19 protein-coding genes and 1 pseudogene are annotated in these 17,763 nt (G+C 73.6%); 14 read left to right on the plus strand and 6 right to left on the minus strand.

The window, feature by feature from the left end; translation table 11 throughout:
• Positions 1-141 precede the first annotated feature (141 nt).
• Positions 142-327: a DUF397 domain-containing protein gene (locus Sdagh_RS13410; protein ID WP_190077683.1), complete on the plus strand. Its 186-nt coding sequence runs from the start codon at positions 142-144 to the stop codon at positions 325-327.
• Here the strand turns inward: Sdagh_RS13410 and Sdagh_RS13415 are convergent.
• Both Sdagh_RS13415 and Sdagh_RS13420 read right to left on the minus strand, forming a co-directional pair.
• Positions 321-701, minus strand: a complete 381-nt coding sequence (locus Sdagh_RS13415; RefSeq protein ID WP_189415006.1) for a hypothetical protein — start codon at positions 699-701, stop codon at positions 321-323. The genes Sdagh_RS13410 and Sdagh_RS13415 overlap by 7 nt on opposite strands.
• A gap of 94 nt (positions 702-795) precedes the next feature.
• On the minus strand, positions 796-2,274 hold the full coding sequence (locus Sdagh_RS13420; protein WP_190077684.1) for a SulP family inorganic anion transporter: 1,479 nt from the start codon (positions 2,272-2,274) through the stop codon (positions 796-798).
• Positions 2,275-2,418: 144 nt separating this feature from the next.
• Here Sdagh_RS13420 and Sdagh_RS13425 point away from each other — a divergent pair, with 144 nt between their 5' ends.
• From Sdagh_RS13425 to Sdagh_RS13445, 5 genes and pseudogenes are all read left to right on the plus strand, one after another.
• The gene (locus Sdagh_RS13425; RefSeq protein WP_190077685.1) at positions 2,419-2,817 is read left to right on the plus strand and encodes a MerR family transcriptional regulator; all 399 of its coding nucleotides are present in this window, start codon (positions 2,419-2,421) and stop codon (positions 2,815-2,817) included.
• A 392-nt stretch (positions 2,818-3,209) separates the two neighbouring features.
• Positions 3,210-3,641 carry a hypothetical protein gene (locus Sdagh_RS13430; RefSeq protein ID WP_190077686.1) on the plus strand — a complete coding sequence of 144 codons (432 nt, stop codon included), beginning with the start codon at positions 3,210-3,212 and terminating at the stop codon, positions 3,639-3,641.
• A 71-nt stretch (positions 3,642-3,712) separates the two neighbouring features.
• Positions 3,713-4,481, plus strand: a pseudogene (locus Sdagh_RS13435) (DUF4142 domain-containing protein).
• A 103-nt stretch (positions 4,482-4,584) separates the two neighbouring features.
• Positions 4,585-5,076, plus strand: a complete 492-nt coding sequence (locus Sdagh_RS13440; protein WP_189415016.1) for a nitroreductase family deazaflavin-dependent oxidoreductase — start codon at positions 4,585-4,587, stop codon at positions 5,074-5,076.
• Positions 5,077-5,151: 75 nt separating this feature from the next.
• Positions 5,152-5,646, plus strand: coding sequence for a hypothetical protein (locus Sdagh_RS13445; protein ID WP_189415018.1), 495 nt, complete (start codon positions 5,152-5,154; stop codon positions 5,644-5,646).
• Between the two features lie 136 nt (positions 5,647-5,782).
• Here Sdagh_RS13445 and ku read toward each other — a convergent pair whose 3' ends face one another.
• Positions 5,783-7,015, minus strand: a complete 1,233-nt coding sequence (ku, locus tag Sdagh_RS13450) for a non-homologous end joining protein Ku (RefSeq protein WP_190077687.1) — start codon at positions 7,013-7,015, stop codon at positions 5,783-5,785.
• A 66-nt stretch (positions 7,016-7,081) separates the two neighbouring features.
• Between ku and ligD the strand changes: the two genes are divergently transcribed.
• Complete coding sequence (gene ligD, locus Sdagh_RS13455) at positions 7,082-7,972, plus strand: non-homologous end-joining DNA ligase (protein WP_189415022.1); 891 nt, start codon at positions 7,082-7,084, stop codon at positions 7,970-7,972.
• A gap of 18 nt (positions 7,973-7,990) precedes the next feature.
• On the opposite strand, the gene Sdagh_RS13460 is transcribed toward ligD, so the two are convergent.
• Positions 7,991-8,794, minus strand: a complete 804-nt coding sequence (locus Sdagh_RS13460; RefSeq protein WP_190077688.1) for a nuclease-related domain-containing protein — start codon at positions 8,792-8,794, stop codon at positions 7,991-7,993.
• Between the two features lie 236 nt (positions 8,795-9,030).
• Here Sdagh_RS13460 and Sdagh_RS13465 point away from each other — a divergent pair, with 236 nt between their 5' ends.
• The 3 genes from Sdagh_RS13465 to Sdagh_RS13475 are packed head-to-tail and all read left to right on the plus strand — an operon-like array spanning position 9,031 to position 12,361.
• Complete coding sequence (locus Sdagh_RS13465) at positions 9,031-9,483, plus strand: SH3 domain-containing protein (protein ID WP_190077689.1); 453 nt, start codon at positions 9,031-9,033, stop codon at positions 9,481-9,483.
• A 47-nt stretch (positions 9,484-9,530) separates the two neighbouring features.
• Positions 9,531-10,907: an FtsW/RodA/SpoVE family cell cycle protein gene (locus tag Sdagh_RS13470; protein WP_189415028.1), complete on the plus strand. Its 1,377-nt coding sequence runs from the start codon at positions 9,531-9,533 to the stop codon at positions 10,905-10,907.
• Positions 10,904-12,361, plus strand: coding sequence for a penicillin-binding transpeptidase domain-containing protein (locus Sdagh_RS13475; protein ID WP_190077690.1), 1,458 nt, complete (start codon positions 10,904-10,906; stop codon positions 12,359-12,361). The genes Sdagh_RS13470 and Sdagh_RS13475 overlap by 4 nt, the downstream gene beginning before the upstream one ends.
• 28 nt (positions 12,362-12,389) lie before the next feature.
• Here the strand turns inward: Sdagh_RS13475 and Sdagh_RS13480 are convergent, their stop codons facing one another.
• Complete coding sequence (locus Sdagh_RS13480) at positions 12,390-12,989, minus strand: Uma2 family endonuclease (RefSeq protein ID WP_190077708.1); 600 nt, start codon at positions 12,987-12,989, stop codon at positions 12,390-12,392.
• Between the two features lie 240 nt (positions 12,990-13,229).
• Here Sdagh_RS13480 and Sdagh_RS13485 point away from each other — a divergent pair, with 240 nt between their 5' ends.
• The 4 genes from Sdagh_RS13485 (at position 13,230) to Sdagh_RS13500 (ending at position 16,515) form a co-directional block, all read left to right on the plus strand.
• Positions 13,230-14,168 carry an AurF N-oxygenase family protein gene (locus tag Sdagh_RS13485; protein WP_189415034.1) on the plus strand — a complete coding sequence of 313 codons (939 nt, stop codon included), beginning with the start codon at positions 13,230-13,232 and terminating at the stop codon, positions 14,166-14,168.
• 47 nt (positions 14,169-14,215) lie between these two features.
• Complete coding sequence (locus tag Sdagh_RS13490) at positions 14,216-14,872, plus strand: TetR/AcrR family transcriptional regulator (protein WP_190008753.1); 657 nt, start codon at positions 14,216-14,218, stop codon at positions 14,870-14,872.
• Between the two features lie 10 nt (positions 14,873-14,882).
• Complete coding sequence (locus tag Sdagh_RS13495; protein ID WP_190077691.1) at positions 14,883-15,197, plus strand: DUF8847 domain-containing protein; 315 nt, start codon at positions 14,883-14,885, stop codon at positions 15,195-15,197.
• 103 nt (positions 15,198-15,300) lie between these two features.
• A complete protein-coding gene (locus Sdagh_RS13500) occupies positions 15,301-16,515 on the plus strand; it encodes a C40 family peptidase (protein WP_190077692.1) in 1,215 nt (404 codons plus the stop codon).
• Here Sdagh_RS13500 and Sdagh_RS13505 read toward each other — a convergent pair.
• Entirely contained in the window at positions 16,479-17,741 is a 1,263-nt protein-coding gene (locus Sdagh_RS13505; protein ID WP_189415042.1) for a styrene monooxygenase/indole monooxygenase family protein, read from the minus strand. The genes Sdagh_RS13500 and Sdagh_RS13505 overlap by 37 nt on opposite strands.
• Positions 17,742-17,763 lie beyond the last annotated feature (22 nt).

The following is a 17,763-nucleotide window of genomic DNA, read 5'->3' on the forward strand; positions in this document are numbered from 1 at the left end:
TTCGTGCCGGGCAACACGTCCGTCGGAGCCCGGTCGCCCGCCTCCGTGCCATCGGCCCACCCGCCTATGGCGTGCGTCACTCACCTAAGGCGGAGAAGCTCGCTCGTGGGAGTGACGCCGCCTCATCAAGGAGTATCAAGCATGAGTTCGGACCACCACGTACGGCCAGCGGTCGTGTGGCGTGCCAGTGGGCACAGCGGTGGCCAGGGAGACTGTGTCGGGGTCGGTGACGGTCTCCCTGGCCTCGTGCTCGTGCGGGACAGCAAGTGGGCCGACGGGCCCGTGGTCACGTTCTCGCCGGGGGGCGCGGGGGGTGTTCGTCAGTAGCAGGGGGTGCCGTCGTCCTCGCGCCACTTCACCTCGGTGACGTTCATGGGCATGGTGAAGTAGCTGCCCGAGATGCTGCTGACGCAGCCCGTGTGGGTGGGGCCCTGGCCGTCCTCCTGGACGACGGCGTACGTCATCGTGACGTCGTGGGAGGTGTTGTTGTAGAAGATGTTGCCGGGGGCGCTGCCCGTCCACTCGGTCTCGGTGGCCAGGGACGGGGTGATGTCCGTGTCGCCGTACCACCATTCCGGCCACACGCAGAAGCTGCCGACCGGGCAGTTGCCGGGGCTCCACGCCGAGGCGGAGGGGGCGGACGCCATGACGCCGAGGAAAGCCGCGGGTACGGCTGCGAGGGCGAGGGCCTTCAAGCGCATGAGGGGGTTCCGTTTCGTCGGGGGTCGCCTCACGCTAGGGCGCGGATGTTGAAGGGTCAAGGATTGAAATCCGCCGCCCTCGCAGTCGTAAGTCCTAATCGCTGGCTGTGAGTTGGCCGGTCAGGCGGCTGTGCATCGCCGCGCTCGGTTCGTTCAGGCCGGTCACCGTGACCTTCTTGCCGCGTTCGGCGTACTTGCGCTCGATGGCGTCCAGGGCGGCCACCGAGGAGGCGTCCCAGATGTGGGTGGCGGAGAGGTCGATGGTGACGTTCGGCGGGTCGTTCCTGTAGTCGAACCGGGTCACCAGGTCGTTGGCGGAGGCGAAGAAGAGTTCGCCGGTGACGGAGTAGACGACCTGGGTGCCGTCGGGGTCGAGGACGCTGGTGACGGCCGCCAGGCGGGCGACCCTGCGGGCGAAGACGGTCATCGCGGTGATGCTGCCGACCACCACGCCGATGGCCAGGTTGTCCGTGGCCACCACGACGACGACCGTCAGGACCATCACCGTCGTCTCGCCCGGCGGCATGCGCTTCAGGGTGCGGGGGCGGACCGAGTGCCAGTCGAACGTGCCGACCGAGACCATGATCATGACGGCGACCAGGGCGGCCATGGGGATGTCCGAGACGATCGGGCCGAAGACGAAGCACAGGACCATCAGGAACGCGCCGGCCAGGAACGTGGAGAGGCGGGTGCGGGCGCCCGAGACCTTCACGTTGATCATCGTCTGGCCGATCATCGCGCAGCCGCCCATGCCGCCGAAGAAGCCGGTGACGATGTTGGCGATGCCCTGGCCGATGGACTCGCGGGTCTCGGAGGACGGGGTGTCGGTGATGTCGTCGACCAGCTTGGCCGTCATCAGGGATTCCATCAGGCCGACCAGGGCCATCGCCAGGGCGTAGGGGGCGACGGTGGTGAGGGTGTCCAGGGTGAACGGGACGTCCGGGAGGCCGGGAACGGGGAGGGACGAGGGGAGCGCGCCCTTGTCGCCGACCGTGGGGACCGCGATGCCTGCAGCGACCGTGATGACGGTGAGGACGACGATGGAGACCAGGGGGGCCGGGATCACCCGGGTGAGCCTCGGGGAGAGGACCAGCAGGGCCAGGCCGGCGGCGATCAGCGGGTAGACCGGCCAGGGCACGTCCCGCATGTTCGGCACCTGGGCCATGAAGATCATGATGGCCAGGGCGTTGACGAACCCCGTCATCACCGAGCGCGGGACGAAGCGCATCAGCTTCGCCACGCCGAGGGAGCCCAGGATCACCTGGAAGACACCGGCCAGGACGACGGTGGCGATCAGGTAGCCGAAGCCGTGTTCGCGGTTGACGGGCGCGATGACCAGGGCGACCGCACCGGTGGCCGCGGAGATCATCGCCTTGCGGCCGCCGACGACCGAGACGACGACCGCCATCGTGAAGGACGCGAAGAGGCCGATGCTCGGGTCCACGCCCGCGATGATCGAGAAGGAGATGGCCTCGGGAATCAGGGCCAGGGCCACGACCAGGCCCGCCAGGACCTCGGTGCGCAGCACCTTGGGCGAGGCGAGCCAGTCGGGCTTGGACAGGGAGGTGCGCATGCCGTCTTTTCTGGAGAGGGGACGTCCGGTGTGCCGGCGCCGGTCGGGCATCATTGCCGACAGGGAAGACCGGTGCGAGGACCGGTGCGGGACTTCAACTCTACCCTTACGTGAGGGGAGAGTGTACGAGGAGTGGGCGCGGCAATGAGCGGCGAGCGGCACATGCGGATCGGCGAGGTGGCCGAGCGGACCGGGCTGTCGCTGCGCACCATGCGTCATTACGAGGAGGTCGGCCTGGTCATTCCCTCGGCGCGCAGCAAGGGGGGCTTCCGGCTGTACACCGAGCGGGACGTCGAGCGGCTGATGGTGATCCGGCGGATGAAGCCGCTGGACTTCTCGCTGGACGAGATGCGGGACCTGCTGGAGATCGTCGACCGGCTGGCGGACGGTGAACGTCCGGCGGAGGGGGAGGAACAGGAGCGCCTGCGGGAGCGGCTGGACGCGTACCGGGAGAAGGCCGACGCTCGGGTCGAGGCGTTGCGGGTGCGGCTGGGGATGGCGGAGGAGTTCGCCGGTACGTTGCGGGAGCGGCTGGGTTCCTGATCCCGGCCACGGGAGGGCCACCCGGTCTCGTCCGGTCCCGGTGGGTGCCGCCCCACGCCGCCCAGCCTCGGCAGGCGCCGCCCGGTCACGCCGCCCCGGCGGGTACCGCCCCACGCTGCCCGGCCTCGGCGGGCGCCGTCCGGCCTCGGCAGGCGCCGTCCGGCCCCGGCAGGCGCCGCCCGGTCACGCCGGCCCCGGCGGGTGCCGCCGCCCGGCCCCAGGAGGGCCACCCGGTCCGATCCGGTCCCGGTGGGTGCCGCCCCACGCCGCACGGCCCCGGCAGGCGCCGCCCGGTCACACCGGTCTCGGTGGGTGCCGCCCGGTCACGCCGGCCCCGGTGGGCGTCGTATGCGGAAGGGGCTGCTCCGGCCGGGCGTGGGCACGTGGTGCGCATGACGCTCGCTCGCTCTCTTCCGGACAGTGCCGCCGAGTGGTGGATCGTCACCGGCGTCGTCGCCTTCTACGCGCTGTGCCGCTGGTTCCTCGCCTGGCGGGAGGTGCGGCGGAACGGGGACCCGCATGCCGTGCGGGCCGCGTTCGCCGAGGAGGACGATCCCGTCGCCGTGCGGGCCACGATGACGGGCGGCTTCGCCTCCTACCGACAGTTCCTCGGGTTCCTCGGGAGTGCGCTGGTGGTCGGGGTGGTCGCCGTCACCACGGAGGGGACGGCGCGCGTGGTGCTGTTGTCGACGCTCGTGCCCGTGCCCGTCGCGGCGCTGGCCTGTCTCGACTTCCGGCAGGCGCGGAAGGCCAGGGAGGGCAGGAGGGCCGGGCGGGCGACCGTATCGATGTCGGGACGGCTCGATCGGCGAGCGTCGGACTGATCGACCGGGGGCCCGCGTCCGTACCTCCTGGCGTACGAGTCGTCGGTCCGTGCCGTCGTCCTGGAGGCGCCGTGCGCATGTCCCGCAGCGGGATCGGGGCCGTCGTCCTGTTCGGTGTGCTGAGGCTGGCCCTGACCGCCCTGGCCTTTCCCGGCGTGGTCGGTCTGGAGGGGAAGGGGAAGGACGGCGGGCAGGACCGGCTGGTGGCCAGTACGCGGTACGGGCCGGTCACCGAGGCCGACCGGGACTTCGTGGTCAAGGTGCGGGCCGCCGGGCTGTGGGAGTACCCGTTGGGCGAACTGGCCATGGAACGCGGCACGTCGAAGGCGATGCAGGCGGCCGGGGAGCACCTCGTCGTCGGGCACGCCGGGCTCGACGCCGCGTGCCGGCGGGTCGCGGCCGAGCTGGGCATCATCCCGCCCGACGAGGCGAGTCCGCAGCAGCGGGGGTCCGTGCGGACCGCGGCGGGCAGGCGGGGGCAGGAGTTCGACGCCACCGCCGTCGCCGTCATGCGGGGTGACGCACGGGCAGATCTTCCCGGTCATCGCCGACATCCGCGCCACCACCCGGAACACCGAGGTGCGCGAGCTGGCCGACCTGGCCAACGACACCGTCCTCGACCACCTGACGGTCCTGGAGAGGACCGGCCTGGTCCGGTACGGCGACGTCAGCTTCCGACAGACCGCCCCCGTGAAGCTGCCCGAGGACCGGGTCACCCCGCCTCCGCCGCGGCCGGGCGAGCCGACCGCCGTGCTCATCCCGCGGCCGGACCTGGACGTACGGACCGGGGGACCGACGCCGTCGCTGGTTCCGGCGGCCACGCCGACGAGCGGGGGCTGACGGGGGCTCCGGGGCCGCGGGGAGGGACCAGTGGCCCTCCCCCGGCGGGCGGGTCGCGTGCGAGGGTGGGCGGCGGACGGCACCCCGGCCCTGGGAGGCGACCATGGCGCGTACCGGCACCGCATCCCGCCGCGCCCGGACCGGCAGCCGCGGCCGGTGGCGGCTCGGCGGCCGGCTGTCCGTGCTCCTCTTCCGGGCGGGGCTCGGTCACCTCCTGGGCCGGCGGCGGCTGTTGCTGCACCACACCGGGCGGGTCAGCGGGCGTCACCGGCAGGCGGTGCTGGACGTGGTGGCGTGCGACCCGACCGGACCGAGCTGGACGGTCGCCGCCGGCCGGGGCACGCGCGCGGACTGGTACCGGAACCTGCGCCGCCGGCCCAAGACCGTCGTCCAGTCCGGCAACCGCCACCACGCGGTCACCGCCCGCTTCCTGACCGCCGAGGCGGGGGCGCGGATGATGGTGGAGTACGCCCGCCGCCGGCCCGCGACCGCCCGCCGGCTCTGCGACCGCCTGGGGCTGCGGGTGGACGGCAGCGAGGGGGCGTACCGCGCGGCGGGCCGCGCCATCGCCTTCGTACGGCTGGACGCGGACTGAGCGGGGACCGGCTTCGCCGCCCTGGGGCGTCCCCCGCGTGGGATGATCCAGGCCGGGTGAGCGGGAGGGGCGGACGTGAGCGGCACCGGGGCGGGCACGGGCGGGACACCGGACGAGGACGACGTGTGGCGGAAGTTCCTCATGGACAGCGAGGAGGCCATACGGGTCTCCGCGCCCCGGGAACCCTCCGCGCGGGAGCGGGAACCGGGGAGGACCGCGTCGGCCGTGGCGCGGCCGGACGGCCCCGCCGGGCCGGGCGCGGTGGCGGGCGGCGTCGGTGAACCGTGGCAGCCGGACGAGCCCTTACCGTGGCCGGCCTGGCGTGACCTGGACGGGCCCGCACGGTTGCGGCGGGTCGCCCGGGGGCTCGGCGCCGCGGCGGCGGTCGTCCTCGCGCTGACCGGCTGGTCCCAGCTCACCGCCGGTCCTGGCACCCCCTCCGGCGGGCCGGGCGACACCGTGGTGGAACGGGTGGAGGACGCGCCGGCGGAACTGCCCACGGCCGGCCCGTCCGGGGCGGTGCCCTCCGGGGCCGCGAGCGCCTCGGCGTCCGCGTCGGCCACGTCCTAGTAGGTCGTGTCCGGTCCCTCTTCCCGGCGCAGGGCGAGGCAGGGCCGGACCCGCTCCGGGCTGCGCGCGGCGGGGCGAGCGGGCCCGCCCGGGGAGGAGGGGCTCCGCGGCACGGCCCAGCACCCCGTGGGGGGGGTCAGGCGCTGCGGCGGCCCGACGTCGTCTTCTTCGCCGGGGTCTTCCTGGCGGAAGCCTTCTCGCCGGTGGCCTTTCCGGACGCGGCTTGCCCGGTGGCCTTCCCGGACGCGGCCTTCCCGGACGTGGCCTTCCCGGCCGTGCTCTTTCCGGCCGTGCCCTTCCCGGCCGTGGCCTTTCCGGTCGACGCCTTCTTCGCCGTGGCGCCCTTCGCGGCACTCTTCGGCGTGGCACTCTTCGCCGTAGCGCTCTTCGCCGTGCTCTTGCGTGCCGTGCTCTTCTTGCCGGTCTCGTCCGCCGTTCCCTCGGCCGTAGCGCTTCTCGTGGCCGGCTCGGCCTGCGTCTTCTTTCCTCCCCCGCCGCCCGGCGCCGTCTTCCTGCCCCCTGACGCGGCCGGCTCGCGCCGCGGGAGCCGGGTCACCTCGGCCGAACCGCCCTCGCCCTCCCCCTCCCCCTCCCCGCGAGACTCCCGGGCCGCCCGGACGCTGTTCTCCAGGGCCGCCATCAGGTCCAGCACCTTCCCGGACGTGGCCGGGCGAGGCGTCTCCGGCGGGGCCTCGCCCGCCGACTTGGCGGCGATGACCTCCTCCACCGCCTCCCGGTACTCGTCGTGCAGCTCGCTGAGGTCGATCTCGCCGAGCGTGTCCATCAGGGCGTCCGCGAGGTCCAGCTCCTGGTCGCGCACGGTGACGTCGGTGTCCGGGGCGACGCCCTCGGGGGCGCGGACCTCGTCCGGCCAGAGCAGGCCGTGCATGGCGATCGCGTCGTCCACCACGCGCAGCATGCCGAGCCGCTCGCGGCCCCGCAGCGCGTACTTGGCGATGGCGACCCGGTTGCTGCGCTTGAGTGCCTCGCGCAGCAGCGTGTACGGCTTCGCGGCCGGGGCGCCGCTCGCGGCGAGGTAGTACGCGGAACTCATCTGGAGCGGGTCGATCCGGTCCTCCGGCACGAAGGCCACGATCTCGATGGTCCGCGCGGTCGGGATCGGCAGGGCGGACAGGTCCTCGTCGGTGATCGGGACGATCGAGCCGTCCGCGTCCTCGTAGCCCTTGCCGATCTCCGCCTGGGAGACCTCGCGGTCCTCCAGCTCGCAGACCTTGCGGTAGCGGATGCGGCCGCCGTCCTCCGTGTGGATCTGGCGGAAGGAGACCGCGTGGTTCTCGGTCGCGTTCACCAGCTTGATCGGGATGCTGACCAGGCCGAACGAGATGGCGCCATTCCAGATGGATCGCACGTGCAGCACCTTTCGGGCGAGGACCACGCCGGGCGGTTCGTACCGTTTTCGTGAGATTCTCATCGTATGGCGCCCATCACGGAGGTGGAGGGGCGGCGGGTGGCCCTCAGCAACCTGGACAAGGTGCTGTACCCCGCGTCCGGCTTCACCAAGGCCGAGCTGCTGCACTACTACGCGACCGTCGCCGACGTGCTGCTGCCCCATCTGCGGGATCGGCCGGTGTCCTTCCTGCGGTATCCGGACGGGCCGGACGGGCAGCTCTTCTTCACCAAGAACGTGCCGCCGGGTACGCCCGACTGGGTCACCACGGCCGAGGTGCCGAGGTCGGAGGGCCCGGCCCGGATGGTGCTGGTGCAGGACCTGCCGAGCCTGATGTGGGCGGCGAACCAGGTGGCCGAGTTCCACACGCACCAGTGGGTCGCGGCCGAGCCCGGCGAGGCCGACCGGCTGGTGTTCGACCTGGACCCGGGGCCGCCCGCGACCGTCGTGGACTGCTGCGAGGTCGCCCTGTGGCTGCGGGAGCGGCTGGCCGGGGACGGGATCGCGGCGTACGCGAAGACCTCCGGGGCGAAGGGGCTGCATCTGCTGGCCGGGGTGCGCGGGGCGTCGTCGGAGCGGGTGTCGGAGTACGCGAAGGCGCTGGCGGTCGAGGCGGAGCGGGCGCTGCCGGAGCTGGTGGTGCACCGGATGACGCGGAGCCTGCGGCCGGGGAAGGTTTTCGTGGACTGGAGCCAGAACGCCGCCCGGAAGACGACGGCGGCGCCCTACACCGTGCGGGCGCGCACGGAACCGGGGGTGTCGGCGCCGGTGACGTGGGAGGAGGTGGCGGAGTGCCGGACGGCACGGGAGATGGCGTTCGTTCCCGCAGACCTGCCGCCGCGGCTGGCCGGCCTCGGTGATCTGCTGGCCCCGCTGTTCGACCGGGAGGCGGCGGGCACCCTTCCGCCGTCGGCCTGACGGACCGCCGCCCGCCCCTCACAGCACCGCCCACGTCCTCCGGTCCCGGGCCATGGCGTGCAGCGCCTCGACGTCCCCCGGCTTCAGCACTCCCCCGAGCCGCCCCAGGTCCGGCAGTTCCGCGTCGGTCAGCACGCGCAGGTCGCGGGGCGGGGCGGGGACCGTGACGCCGGCCGGGCCGACCAGGGCGAGGAGGGGACGGACCTCGGCGGTCAGCGCGTAGGAGGCGCGGTCGGCGTCGGCGCGGACCCGGCGCAGCAGCGGGCGGGGCGCCTGGCGGCCGAGCGTGACCAGGGGATCGGCGATGCGCACCCGCGCCTTGCGGGCGTCCAGGGTGTGGACGGCGTAGAGGCCGCCGGGGCCGATCAGCAGGTGGTGGACGCGGTCGCCACCGGGCAGCGGGACGGAGTGCAGGGTGCGCCAGCCCGCGCCGTCGAGCCCGTCGAGGGCCCGGCCGACCGTCTGCTCGGCGGCGAGGGCCCGGCGGCGCGGGTCGGGGCGGAGGCGGTGCGCGGGGCCGGGGTCGCGGTCGAGGGCGACGAGGAGGGCCTCGCCGGGGCGGTTGGGAGCGAGGTCGTCGTCGGGGTGGAGGGCGAGGCGGGCCAGCTCGGCGGGGGTGGGGACCGGGGGCGGGCCGACCGTCACCGGGCCGGTGAGGAAGGGGCGCAGGGCGTCGAGGACGGCCGTGCGGCTGTCGTCGGCGATCAGGTGGACCCGGGCGGCGTCACGGTCGTACCAGGCGAGGGCGCGGCCGTCCGGGAGGCAGACGTAGAGGCGTTCCCGGCCGTGCCGCCAGGCCGGTACCACGCGTGGTCGGTCCATCTGCCGTCATCCCTTCCCGGCGGCCGGCGCGCACGGCCCGCGCCGGCTCCCGCACGGTCACCCGTCCCCGCCCCGGTGCGTTCCCGCCCCCCTCGACCATGGAACAGGCGGGACGCGCCGCGGGCAAGAAGCCGGCGCCGCTCCCCGATGGCGCAGCGTGACGGGCGACCCCTCAGCGGCGCTCCTAATGTGGCGATTGGCCATGTTCGTCCCACGTCCCTCATGGAGGTCGTCACATGTCCCGCTTCCCGCGTTCCTCCGCCCGCCCCCTGCGCCGTCTCGCCATAACGGCCGCCGCCGGCGCGCTCGCCACCGCCGCCGCGGTGGTCCCCGCCTCCGCCGCCGCCCCGGCCGGCCCCGCCGCCGGCACCGGGGTCACCGCGGGCGACGGGTGGGGCGACGACCCGGCCTTGACCAGCCACTCCGGCGGAAGTGGGCACGGCGGGCACGAGCAGGGCCGCTACCGCGGGATCGTCACGGCCGACCGGCTCGCGCTGCGCACCGCGCCCGACCGGGGCTCCGAGATCATCCGCTACGCCCACCGGGGCGAGACCGTCCGCATCCACTGCAAGACCGGCGGCGAGCGCGTGCAGCGCAACCCGATCTGGTACCTGCTGACGGACGGCACCTGGGCGTGGGGCGCGGCCCGGTACATCGACAACGTCGGCCCCGCGCCGCGCTGGTGCTGATGCACGTACAAAGCACCGCACATCCCGGCATCGGTTAAGTTCCGGACATGACGCAGGCCGGAACCGGACCCGGAATCACCGTGGCGGCGGCGGACGCGCCGGCTCCCGTCGCCCGCCTCCCCCGGCGCCGGGGCATCGAACTCGCCCTCATCGTGCTGGCCGTGCTGCTGTCGGTGTGCGGTTACTGCGCCGTCGGCATCGCACGGCACGGCGCCCTCCCGCCCGGCGCCGCCGGTTACGGCGCCGGGCTCGGCGTGCTCGCGCTGCTGGCGCATCTGGCGGTACGGCTGCGCGCGCCGTACGCCGACCCGCTGCCGCTGCCGATCGGCGTGCTGCTCAATGGTCTCGGCCTGGTGCTGATCTACCGCCTCGACCTGGAGACGCCGGGCGACCGGGCGGCCCCCGCCCAGCTGGTGTGGTCCGCCCTCGGCATGGCGCTGTTCACCGGCATCGTGCTGCTCCTGCGCGATCACCGCCTTCTCCAGCGCTACACCTACGTCTGCGTGGCCGCCGCCCTCGTCCTGCTGACCCTGCCGATCCTGTTCCCGGCGGTGAACGGCGCCCGGATCTGGATCAGGGTCGCCGGGTTCTCCATCCAGCCGGGCGAGTTCGCGAAGGTGCTGCTCGCGGTGTTCTTCGCGGCGTACCTGGCGGCGAACCGCGGCGCGCTGACGTACGCGGGGCGCCGGGTGTGGGGGATGCAACTGCCCACCGGCCGGGTCCTCGGCCCGATCGTCGCGGTGTGGCTGGTGAGCGTCGGCGTCCTGGTCCTGGAGCGCGACCTCGGCACCTCGCTGCTGTTCTTCGGTCTGTTCGTGGTGATGCTCTACGTCGCCACCGGCCGCACCGGCTGGATCGCGCTGGGGCTGCTGCTCGCGGCGTTCGGCGCGGTGGCGGTGGCCCGTCTCGAACCGCATGTGCACGGCCGGGTGGAGGACTGGCTGCACCCGTTCGCCTCCATCGAGGCGGGGCTCGGCGCGAACCAGCTCGCCCAGTCGCTGTTCGCGTTCGGCGCGGGCGGGGTGACCGGCAGCGGGCTCGGGCTCGGCCATTCCGTCCTCATCGGTTTCGCCGCGAAGTCGGACTTCATCCTGGCCACCGCCGGTGAGGAGCTGGGCTTCCTCGGGCTGACCGCGATCTTCCTGCTGTACGCGCTGCTGGTGGAGCGGGGCTTCCGGGCGGGCCTGGCCCTGCGCGACCCCTTCGGGCGGCTGCTCGCGGTCGGGCTGGCCTCGCTGGTGGCGCTCCAGGTGTTCGTGATCGCGGGCGGGGTGACCGGGCTGATCCCGCTGACCGGGATGGCGATGCCGTTCCTGGCGCAGGGCGGCTCCTCGGTGGTCACCAACTGGGCGATCGTGGCCCTGCTGATCCGGCTCGGCGACTCGGCCCGCAGGCAGACGACCGCACCGGCGGCCGGCGCATGACCCGGCACATCCGGCACGCCGCCCTCTTCTGCCTGCTGCTGCTGGCCGCGCTGCTGGTGAACGCGGCCCGGGTGCAGGTGGTGCGCGCCCCGGAGTACGACGCCAACCCGGCCAACCGCCGCCCGGACATCGCCCGTTACCAGCAGCCGCGCGGTGACATCCTGGTCGGCGGCCGGCCGGTCACCGGCTCCCGCGACACCGGCGAGCACCTGCGGTTCGAACGGACCTACCGGGACGGGCCGATGTGGGCGCCGGTCACCGGCTTCGCCTCGCAGGAGTACGGGACGACCCTGCTGGAGCACGCCGAGGACGAGCTGCTCTCCGGCGCCGACCCGGTGCTGGCGCCGCTGCCACTGTGGAACGACGTCACCGGCGCCCGCAGCCCGGGGGGTGACGTGGTGACGACCCTGCACGCGGGCGCGCAGCGGGCGGCGTACGAGGGGCTGGGGCGGCGCACGGGGGCGGTGGCGGCGATCGAGCCGGCCACCGGGCGGGTCCTGGCGCTGGTGTCCACGCCGTCCTACGACCCCGGGGAGCTGTCCGGGAACGGGGCGGCGGCGCTGCGCGCGTGGCGGCGGCTGAACGACGACCCGGCCCGGCCGATGCTCAACCGGGCGGTGCGGCGGACCTATCCGCCGGGGTCGACGTTCAAGGTGGTCACCGCGGCGGCGGCGCTGGACAGCGGGGTGGTCACGGACCTGGACGCGCCGACCCGCTCCCCCGACCCGTACCCCCTGCCCGGCACCCGGACCCGGCTGACCAACGAGGTGCCGGGGTGCGCGGACGCCTCGCTGCGGGAGGCGTTCGAACGGTCCTGCAACACGGTCTTCGCCAAGCTCGGCACGGAGGTGGGCGTACCGGCCCTGGCGGCGACGGCGGAGCGCCTCGGCTTCAACGCCGACGGGCTGCGCATCCCGTTCCCGGTGGCGCGCTCCACCTTCGACACCTCGGTGGACCGGGCCCAGCTCGGGCTGTCGGCGATCGGGCAGTACAACACGCGGGCCACGCCGCTGCAGATGGCGATGGTGGCGGCGGCGGTGGCGGGCGGCGGGCAGTTGCGGACGCCGTACCTGGTGGAGCGGACGACCCGGGCGAGCGGCTCCGTCGTGGCGACGGCAGGGTCCCGGCCGGCCCGGCAGGTGATGCGGCCGTCTACGGCGCTGCGGCTGAAGGAACTGATGACCGGCGTGGTGGAGAGCGGCACGGGGGCGAACGCCGCGATCCGGGGCGCGACCGTCGGCGGCAAGACCGGCACCGCCCAGCACGGGGTGGGCAACTCGGGGACGCCGTACGCGTGGTTCGTCTCCTGGGCGCGGGGGGAGCGGGACCTGGAGCCGAAGGTGGCGGTCGCGGCGGTGGTGGAGGGCACGGCGGCGGACCACGGTGAGGTGACCGGGGGCGGGCTTGCGGCGCCGGTCGCGCGGGCGGTGATGGAGGCGGTGCTCAGGGGATGAGGCTCCCTGCACCAGCGCTCCGGCCCGGCTAGCGGCGGCGGTCGATCGCCGTGAGGTCGATGTCGACCGGGAAGGGGACGGTGAGCTTCAGGCGGTGGTGGAAGATGCCGGTCGGCACGTAGGAGCGGGTGGCGGGGTCGAGTTCGTAGACGTAGACGACGGGGAGGCCCTCGCTGTCCTCGACGCGCCAGTAGTGGGGGATGCCGGCGCCGGCGTATTTGCGGGGTTTGACGTCGCGGTCGCGTTCCCGCGAGTCGTCGGAGACGACCTCGACGACGATCAGTACGTCCTCCGGGCCGAACCAGGTCTGCCGGTGGCCCGTGTCCGCGTCGGCCCGGCTGACCAGGACGTCGGGTTCCGGCCGGTTCTGCCGGTCCAGTCTGACCGTCATCTCACGGTTCACCTCCCACTCGTCCGGTACCTGGCCGAGCAGGGCGTGCTCGAACAGGTACAGGGCGCGCGAATGGAATCGGGTCTGCGGACTCACGAAGACGAGGCTCCCGTCGATCAGCTCCGTGTGCGGAGGCAGGTTGGGAAGCTCGTCCAGGTCGTCCGCCAGCCAGCCGCCCTCGGGGGGGCGGGGCCACCGGTAGTCGCCGTCCAGGCCGTAGTCGCGTGCGGCGTCCATGATCGCTCCCATGTGCCGGAGTCTGGCTGACGCGGTCAGCGTACCCAGGGCATATCTCCCGCACTGCCCTCCTTCGGGCGGACTCCACCCGCGCCCTTGACGTCGCGCTTCTTTACTCGCGGTCAACAAGTTCCGCCCAGGGGATTGACGCGCTTGCTGACGAGCAGTCTCATAAGGAGAAGTAACTGCGGGTAACCCGTATGACCGGGTACGACGAAGTACGAACGAGGTGGGACAGCCATGACGACCCTGACGGAAGCCGACGCGCTCCACGGCATGCGCGACGCGCTCGGCCTGCTCAAGGACCGGGAGCAGGTGGCCGAACGGCTGCTCGACTCTTCCGCCAAGCACTCGTTCGACCCGGACAAGGAGCTGGACTGGGACGCGCCGTTCGAGGACGGCAAGTGGTTCTGGCCGCCGGAGCTGGTGTCGCTGTACGACACCCCGCTGTGGAAGCGGATGAGCGAGGAGCAGCGCATCCTGCTCTCCCGGCACGAGGCCGCGGCCCTCGCCTCGCTCGGCATCTGGTTCGAGCTGATCCTCATGCAGCTGCTGGTCCGGCACGTCTACGACAAGTCCGCGACCAGCGCGCACGTGCGCTACGCGCTCACCGAGATCGAGGACGAGTGCCGGCACTCGAAGATGTTCGCCCGGCTGATAACCCGCGGCGGCACCCCCTGGTACCCGGTCAGCCCGGTCCACCAGCACCTGGGCCGCCTCTTCAAGACCATCTCCACCACCCCCGGCTCCTTCACCGCCACCCTGCTCGGCGAGGAGGTGCTGGACTGGATGCAGCGGCTGACCTTCCCCGACGAGCGCGTCCAGCCGCTGGTCCGGGGCGTCACCCGCATCCACGTGGTGGAGGAGGCCCGGCACGTCCGGTACGCCCGTGAGGAGCTGCGCCGCCAGATGGTGACCGCCCCGAAGTGGTCCAAGGAGTTCACCCGGATCACCTCCGGGGAGTTCGCCCGGGTCTTCTCGATCGCCTTCATCAACCCCGAGGTCTACACCAACGTGGGACTGGACAAGCGCCAGGCGCTGGCCCAGGTCAAGGCGAGCGGCCACCGCCGGGAGATCATGCAGACCGGCTCCAAGCGGCTGACCGACTTCCTGGACGACATCGGCGTGCTGCGCGGCCCGGGACGGCGGCTGTGGAAGTCCTCCGGTCTGCTGGCCTGACCCGGAAGGCCGGAGGCGGGGGACGCGCACCGGTTACGCTGCGGAGCATGACCCCGCAGGCCGCTCCCACCCCCGCCTACCGCCGGCTCAGTGTCGAGGAGCGGCGCGTGCAGTTGCTGGACGCCGCGCTCGCCCTCTTCGCGCACCGGCCGCCGGACGAGGTGTCGCTGGACGACGTGGCGGAGCAGGCCGGGGTCTCCCGCCCGCTGGTGTACCGGTACTTCCCCGGCGGCAAGCAGCAGCTCTACGAGGCCGCCCTGCGCTCCGCCGCCGACGAGCTGCGGCTCTGCTTCGACGAACCCCGCGAGGGCCCGCTGCTCACCCGGCTGACCCGGGCGCTGGACCGCTACCTCGCCTTCGTGGACGGGCACGACACCGGCTTCAGCGCCCTGCTGCGGGGCGGCAGCGTGGTCGAGACCTCGCGGACCTCGGCCATAGTGGACGGCGTGCGCCGGGCCGCCGCCGAGCACATCATGAGCCACCTCGGCGTCACGGAGCCCGGCCCCCGGCTGGGGATGACCGTGCGGATGTGGATCACGGCGGTGGAGGCGGCCTCGCTGATCTGGCTGGACGAGGAGAAGCAGCCGCCCGTCGAGGAGCTGCGCGACTGGCTGGTGGAGCAGTTCGTGGCCGTGCTGTCGGTCACCGCCCGGCGCGACGCGCAGACCGCGGAGCTGGTCGGGGCCCTCGTCGGGGATGTCTGACACTGGTGCCGTGAAGAGCGAAGACATCCCCTTCGAGGGCGGCCCCATGGACGGCCGGGTGCTGCCGGTACTGGTGGGGATGACCGGCCACCCGCCGAAGACGTACCGCATCCCCGTCCCCGCCGCGGCGGGCCGCCCGCCGGCCGTGCTGGTCTACCGGCGGGCCCCCCGGACCCCGTCCGGCGGCCTCGGCTTCGCCCGCTGGAAGTACGTGTACGAGCCCGGAGGCGCCGCCCGCCGCACCGGCCGCCGCTGGCCCTGGTCCAGGCCGGGTTCCGCGCCGGGCGCCACGCCGGGCGGCAAGCCGGACGACGCCCACGGGTGACCGGGTTGCGCCGGGCGGCGCACACTCGGCGCGCGCGTCCGCGACGGGCCCCTGATGCTCACCGTGCGGAGCGGACGGGCCGTTCCGCAGCGGAGGTGATGGCATGTCAGGAAGGCTGCTGCGACGGGTGGGCGTGACGGCGGTGGCGGCCGGGCTCGCCCTCGTCCCCCTGCCCGCCACGGCCGGGCCGGAGGCCGGTGAGCGTCCCGTCGCCGAGTTGCTGACGGACCTTCAGCGGCTGTACCGGGAGGCCGAGAAGGCCACCGAGACCTACAACGCCACCGAGGAGAAGCTGAAGCGGCAGGCCGCCGAGGCCGAGCGGCTCGACGCCGGACTGGCCCGCGCCCGGTCGACGCTGCGCGACAGCCGGGGCGCGGCGGCCCGGCTGGCCCGGCAGCAGTACCAGAACAGCGGCACCGGCCTCTCCCCCTATCTCCGGCTGCTGCTCGCCCGTGATCCGCAGCGCGCCCTCGACCAGGGGCACGTCATCGGCCGGATGGCACGCGACCGGGCGCGCGCCGTCGGCCGGCTGACCGGCAGCGCGCAGAAGGCCGACGCGCTGGCCCGCCGCGCCCGTGCGGCGCTGGACGCCCGCCGCGCGCTCGCCGCCCGGCAGAAGGAGCAGCGGGACACGGTCCGCGAACGGCTCCGGGCTGTCGAGGAGATGCTCGCCTCCCTCAGCCCCGGGCAGCTCGCCGCGCTGGCCGCCGCCGAGAAGGACGGCACCGCGAAGGCGCAGGACCGGTTCCTGGCGTCCGGCGCGATGGGCGACGACGACGGCAGGCCCTCCGACGCGGGCGACCGGGCGCTGCGGTTCGCCGTCGAGCAGCTCGGCAAGCCGTACGAGTGGGGCGCGGAGGGCCCCGGGTCGTACGACTGCTCGGGCCTGACCTCGGTGGCCTGGGAACGCGCCGGTACCCCGATCCCCCGCACCAGCCAGGAGCAGTGGGCCCGCCTGGAGCGGGTGCCGCTGGACGCGCTGCGCCCCGGTGACCTGGTCGTCTACTTCCCCGAGGCCACCCATGTGGCGATGTACCTGGGGGACGGCAAGGTAATCCAGGCACCGCGCCCCGGCGCCGCGGTCAAGGTCTCCCCGATCGCCGCCAACCCGGTCCTCGGCGCCGTACGCCCCGATCCGGACGCGGAGCCCGTCGCCCATTACGCGCCGCCGAGGCTGCCCGAGGGGGCGGCGGACGGGTCCGACGAGGGGTACGGGGCGGCCCAGGGCCTGTCTGCCACGGAGCCGCCCTCCGGGCGACGACGGGAAGGGGCAGACAGGCCCTACGCGCCGGCCGCGCCCGAGACCTCCATCAGGTAGCCCTCGGCCTTCTTCGGGTCGTAGAAGAAGTGCTCGAAGTCGGCGGGGTCGTCGAAGCCGTTGGCGAAGCGGTCGGCGACGGGCCGGAGTTCACCGGCGGCGCCGATGAGGTTCAGGACGTGCTCCGGGGGCGGGGCCAGCATGGCGTTGGTCCACTTGGTGACGTGCCGGGCGGTCTGCCAGTAGCGGTCGAAGGTCTGCCGCATCCATGCCTCGTCGAACTCCTTCTCGCCCTGCTCCAGGATCGAGGCGAGGTAGGAGGCGGCGCACTTGGACGCCGAGTTGGAGCCCTGGCCGGTGATCGGGTCGTTGGCGACGACCACGTCGGCGACGCCGAGCACCAGGCCGCCGGAGGGCAGCCGGCCGACGGGGTTGCGGACGGTGGGGGCGTAGCGGCCGGCGAGGGTGCCGCCGGCGTCGGTCAGTTCGACCCGGGTGGCCCGCGCGTACTCCCAGGGGACGAACCTCTCCATCAGCTCCAGCGTCAGGGAGAGGTGCTCCGCCGGGTCGCGGACGTCCTTGAAGACGTCCAGCGGGCCGCCGGGTATGCCCTCCCAGAAGAGGATGTCGGCGCGGCCGGAGGTGGTGAAGGTCGGCATCACGAACAGCTCGCCGACGCCCGGTACCAGGTTGCAGCGGACCGCGTCGAACTCGGGGTGCTCCGGGCGCGGGCCGAGACCGTGCACATAGGCGACGGCGAGGGCGCGCTGCGGGGTGCTGTACGGGGAGCGCTCGGCGTCCCGGCCAAACATCTGCACCAGTTCGCCCTTGCCGGCCGAGACCAGCACCAGGTCGTACGTACGGGAGAAGTAGTCCAGGTCGCCGACGGCCGCGCCGTGGATGACGAGCTGGCCGCCGCGCTGGGCGAAGGTCTCCATCCAGCCGGCCATCTTCACCCGCTGGTCGACCGACTGGGCGTAGCCGTCGAGCTTGCCCACCCAGTCGATCGCGCGCTGGGCGGGGCCCGGGTCGTGCGAGCCGGGGGCGGCGACCGAGACGCCCAGGCCCTCGATCCTCGGCGCCTGCGACTCCCAGAAGTTCAGGCCCAGGTCGCGCTCGTGCTGCAGCGCGGTGTGGAACATGACTTGCGTCGACATGACCCGGCCGGCGCGGATCTCGTCGGCGGTCCGGTTGGACATCAGGGTGACCTCGTAGCCGTGCGACTGAAGGCCGAGGGCGAGCTGGAGGCCGGACTGGCCGGCTCCGACGACGAGTATCTTCCGCATGCGGTCCTTGACTCCTACTCGG

Source organism: Streptomyces daghestanicus, from assembly GCF_020521275.1.
GTDB lineage: Bacteria > Actinomycetota > Actinomycetes > Streptomycetales > Streptomycetaceae > Streptomyces > Streptomyces griseoviridis.

Coding starts and splice junctions, on each gene's coding strand:
- Sdagh_RS13475 (WP_190077690.1), top strand. CDS start 10,904: ATGACCCGGCACATCCGGCACGCCGCCCTCTTCTGCCTGCTGCTGCTG.
- Sdagh_RS13410 (WP_190077683.1), top strand. CDS start 142: ATGAGTTCGGACCACCACGTACGGCCAGCGGTCGTGTGGCGTGCCAGT.
- Sdagh_RS13415 (WP_189415006.1), bottom strand. CDS start 701: ATGCGCTTGAAGGCCCTCGCCCTCGCAGCCGTACCCGCGGCTTTCCTC.
- Sdagh_RS13485 (WP_189415034.1), top strand. CDS start 13,230: ATGACGACCCTGACGGAAGCCGACGCGCTCCACGGCATGCGCGACGCG.
- Sdagh_RS13430 (WP_190077686.1), top strand. CDS start 3,210: ATGACGCTCGCTCGCTCTCTTCCGGACAGTGCCGCCGAGTGGTGGATC.
- Sdagh_RS13470 (WP_189415028.1), top strand. CDS start 9,531: ATGACGCAGGCCGGAACCGGACCCGGAATCACCGTGGCGGCGGCGGAC.
- Sdagh_RS13425 (WP_190077685.1), top strand. CDS start 2,419: ATGAGCGGCGAGCGGCACATGCGGATCGGCGAGGTGGCCGAGCGGACC.
- Sdagh_RS13480 (WP_190077708.1), bottom strand. CDS start 12,989: ATGGACGCCGCACGCGACTACGGCCTGGACGGCGACTACCGGTGGCCC.
- Sdagh_RS13440 (WP_189415016.1), top strand. CDS start 4,585: ATGGCGCGTACCGGCACCGCATCCCGCCGCGCCCGGACCGGCAGCCGC.
- Sdagh_RS13500 (WP_190077692.1), top strand. CDS start 15,301: ATGTCAGGAAGGCTGCTGCGACGGGTGGGCGTGACGGCGGTGGCGGCC.
- ligD (WP_189415022.1), top strand. CDS start 7,082: ATGGCGCCCATCACGGAGGTGGAGGGGCGGCGGGTGGCCCTCAGCAAC.
- Sdagh_RS13420 (WP_190077684.1), bottom strand. CDS start 2,274: ATGCGCACCTCCCTGTCCAAGCCCGACTGGCTCGCCTCGCCCAAGGTG.
- Sdagh_RS13505 (WP_189415042.1), bottom strand. CDS start 17,741: ATGCGGAAGATACTCGTCGTCGGAGCCGGCCAGTCCGGCCTCCAGCTC.
- Sdagh_RS13460 (WP_190077688.1), bottom strand. CDS start 8,794: ATGGACCGACCACGCGTGGTACCGGCCTGGCGGCACGGCCGGGAACGC.
- Sdagh_RS13465 (WP_190077689.1), top strand. CDS start 9,031: ATGTCCCGCTTCCCGCGTTCCTCCGCCCGCCCCCTGCGCCGTCTCGCC.
- Sdagh_RS13490 (WP_190008753.1), top strand. CDS start 14,216: ATGACCCCGCAGGCCGCTCCCACCCCCGCCTACCGCCGGCTCAGTGTC.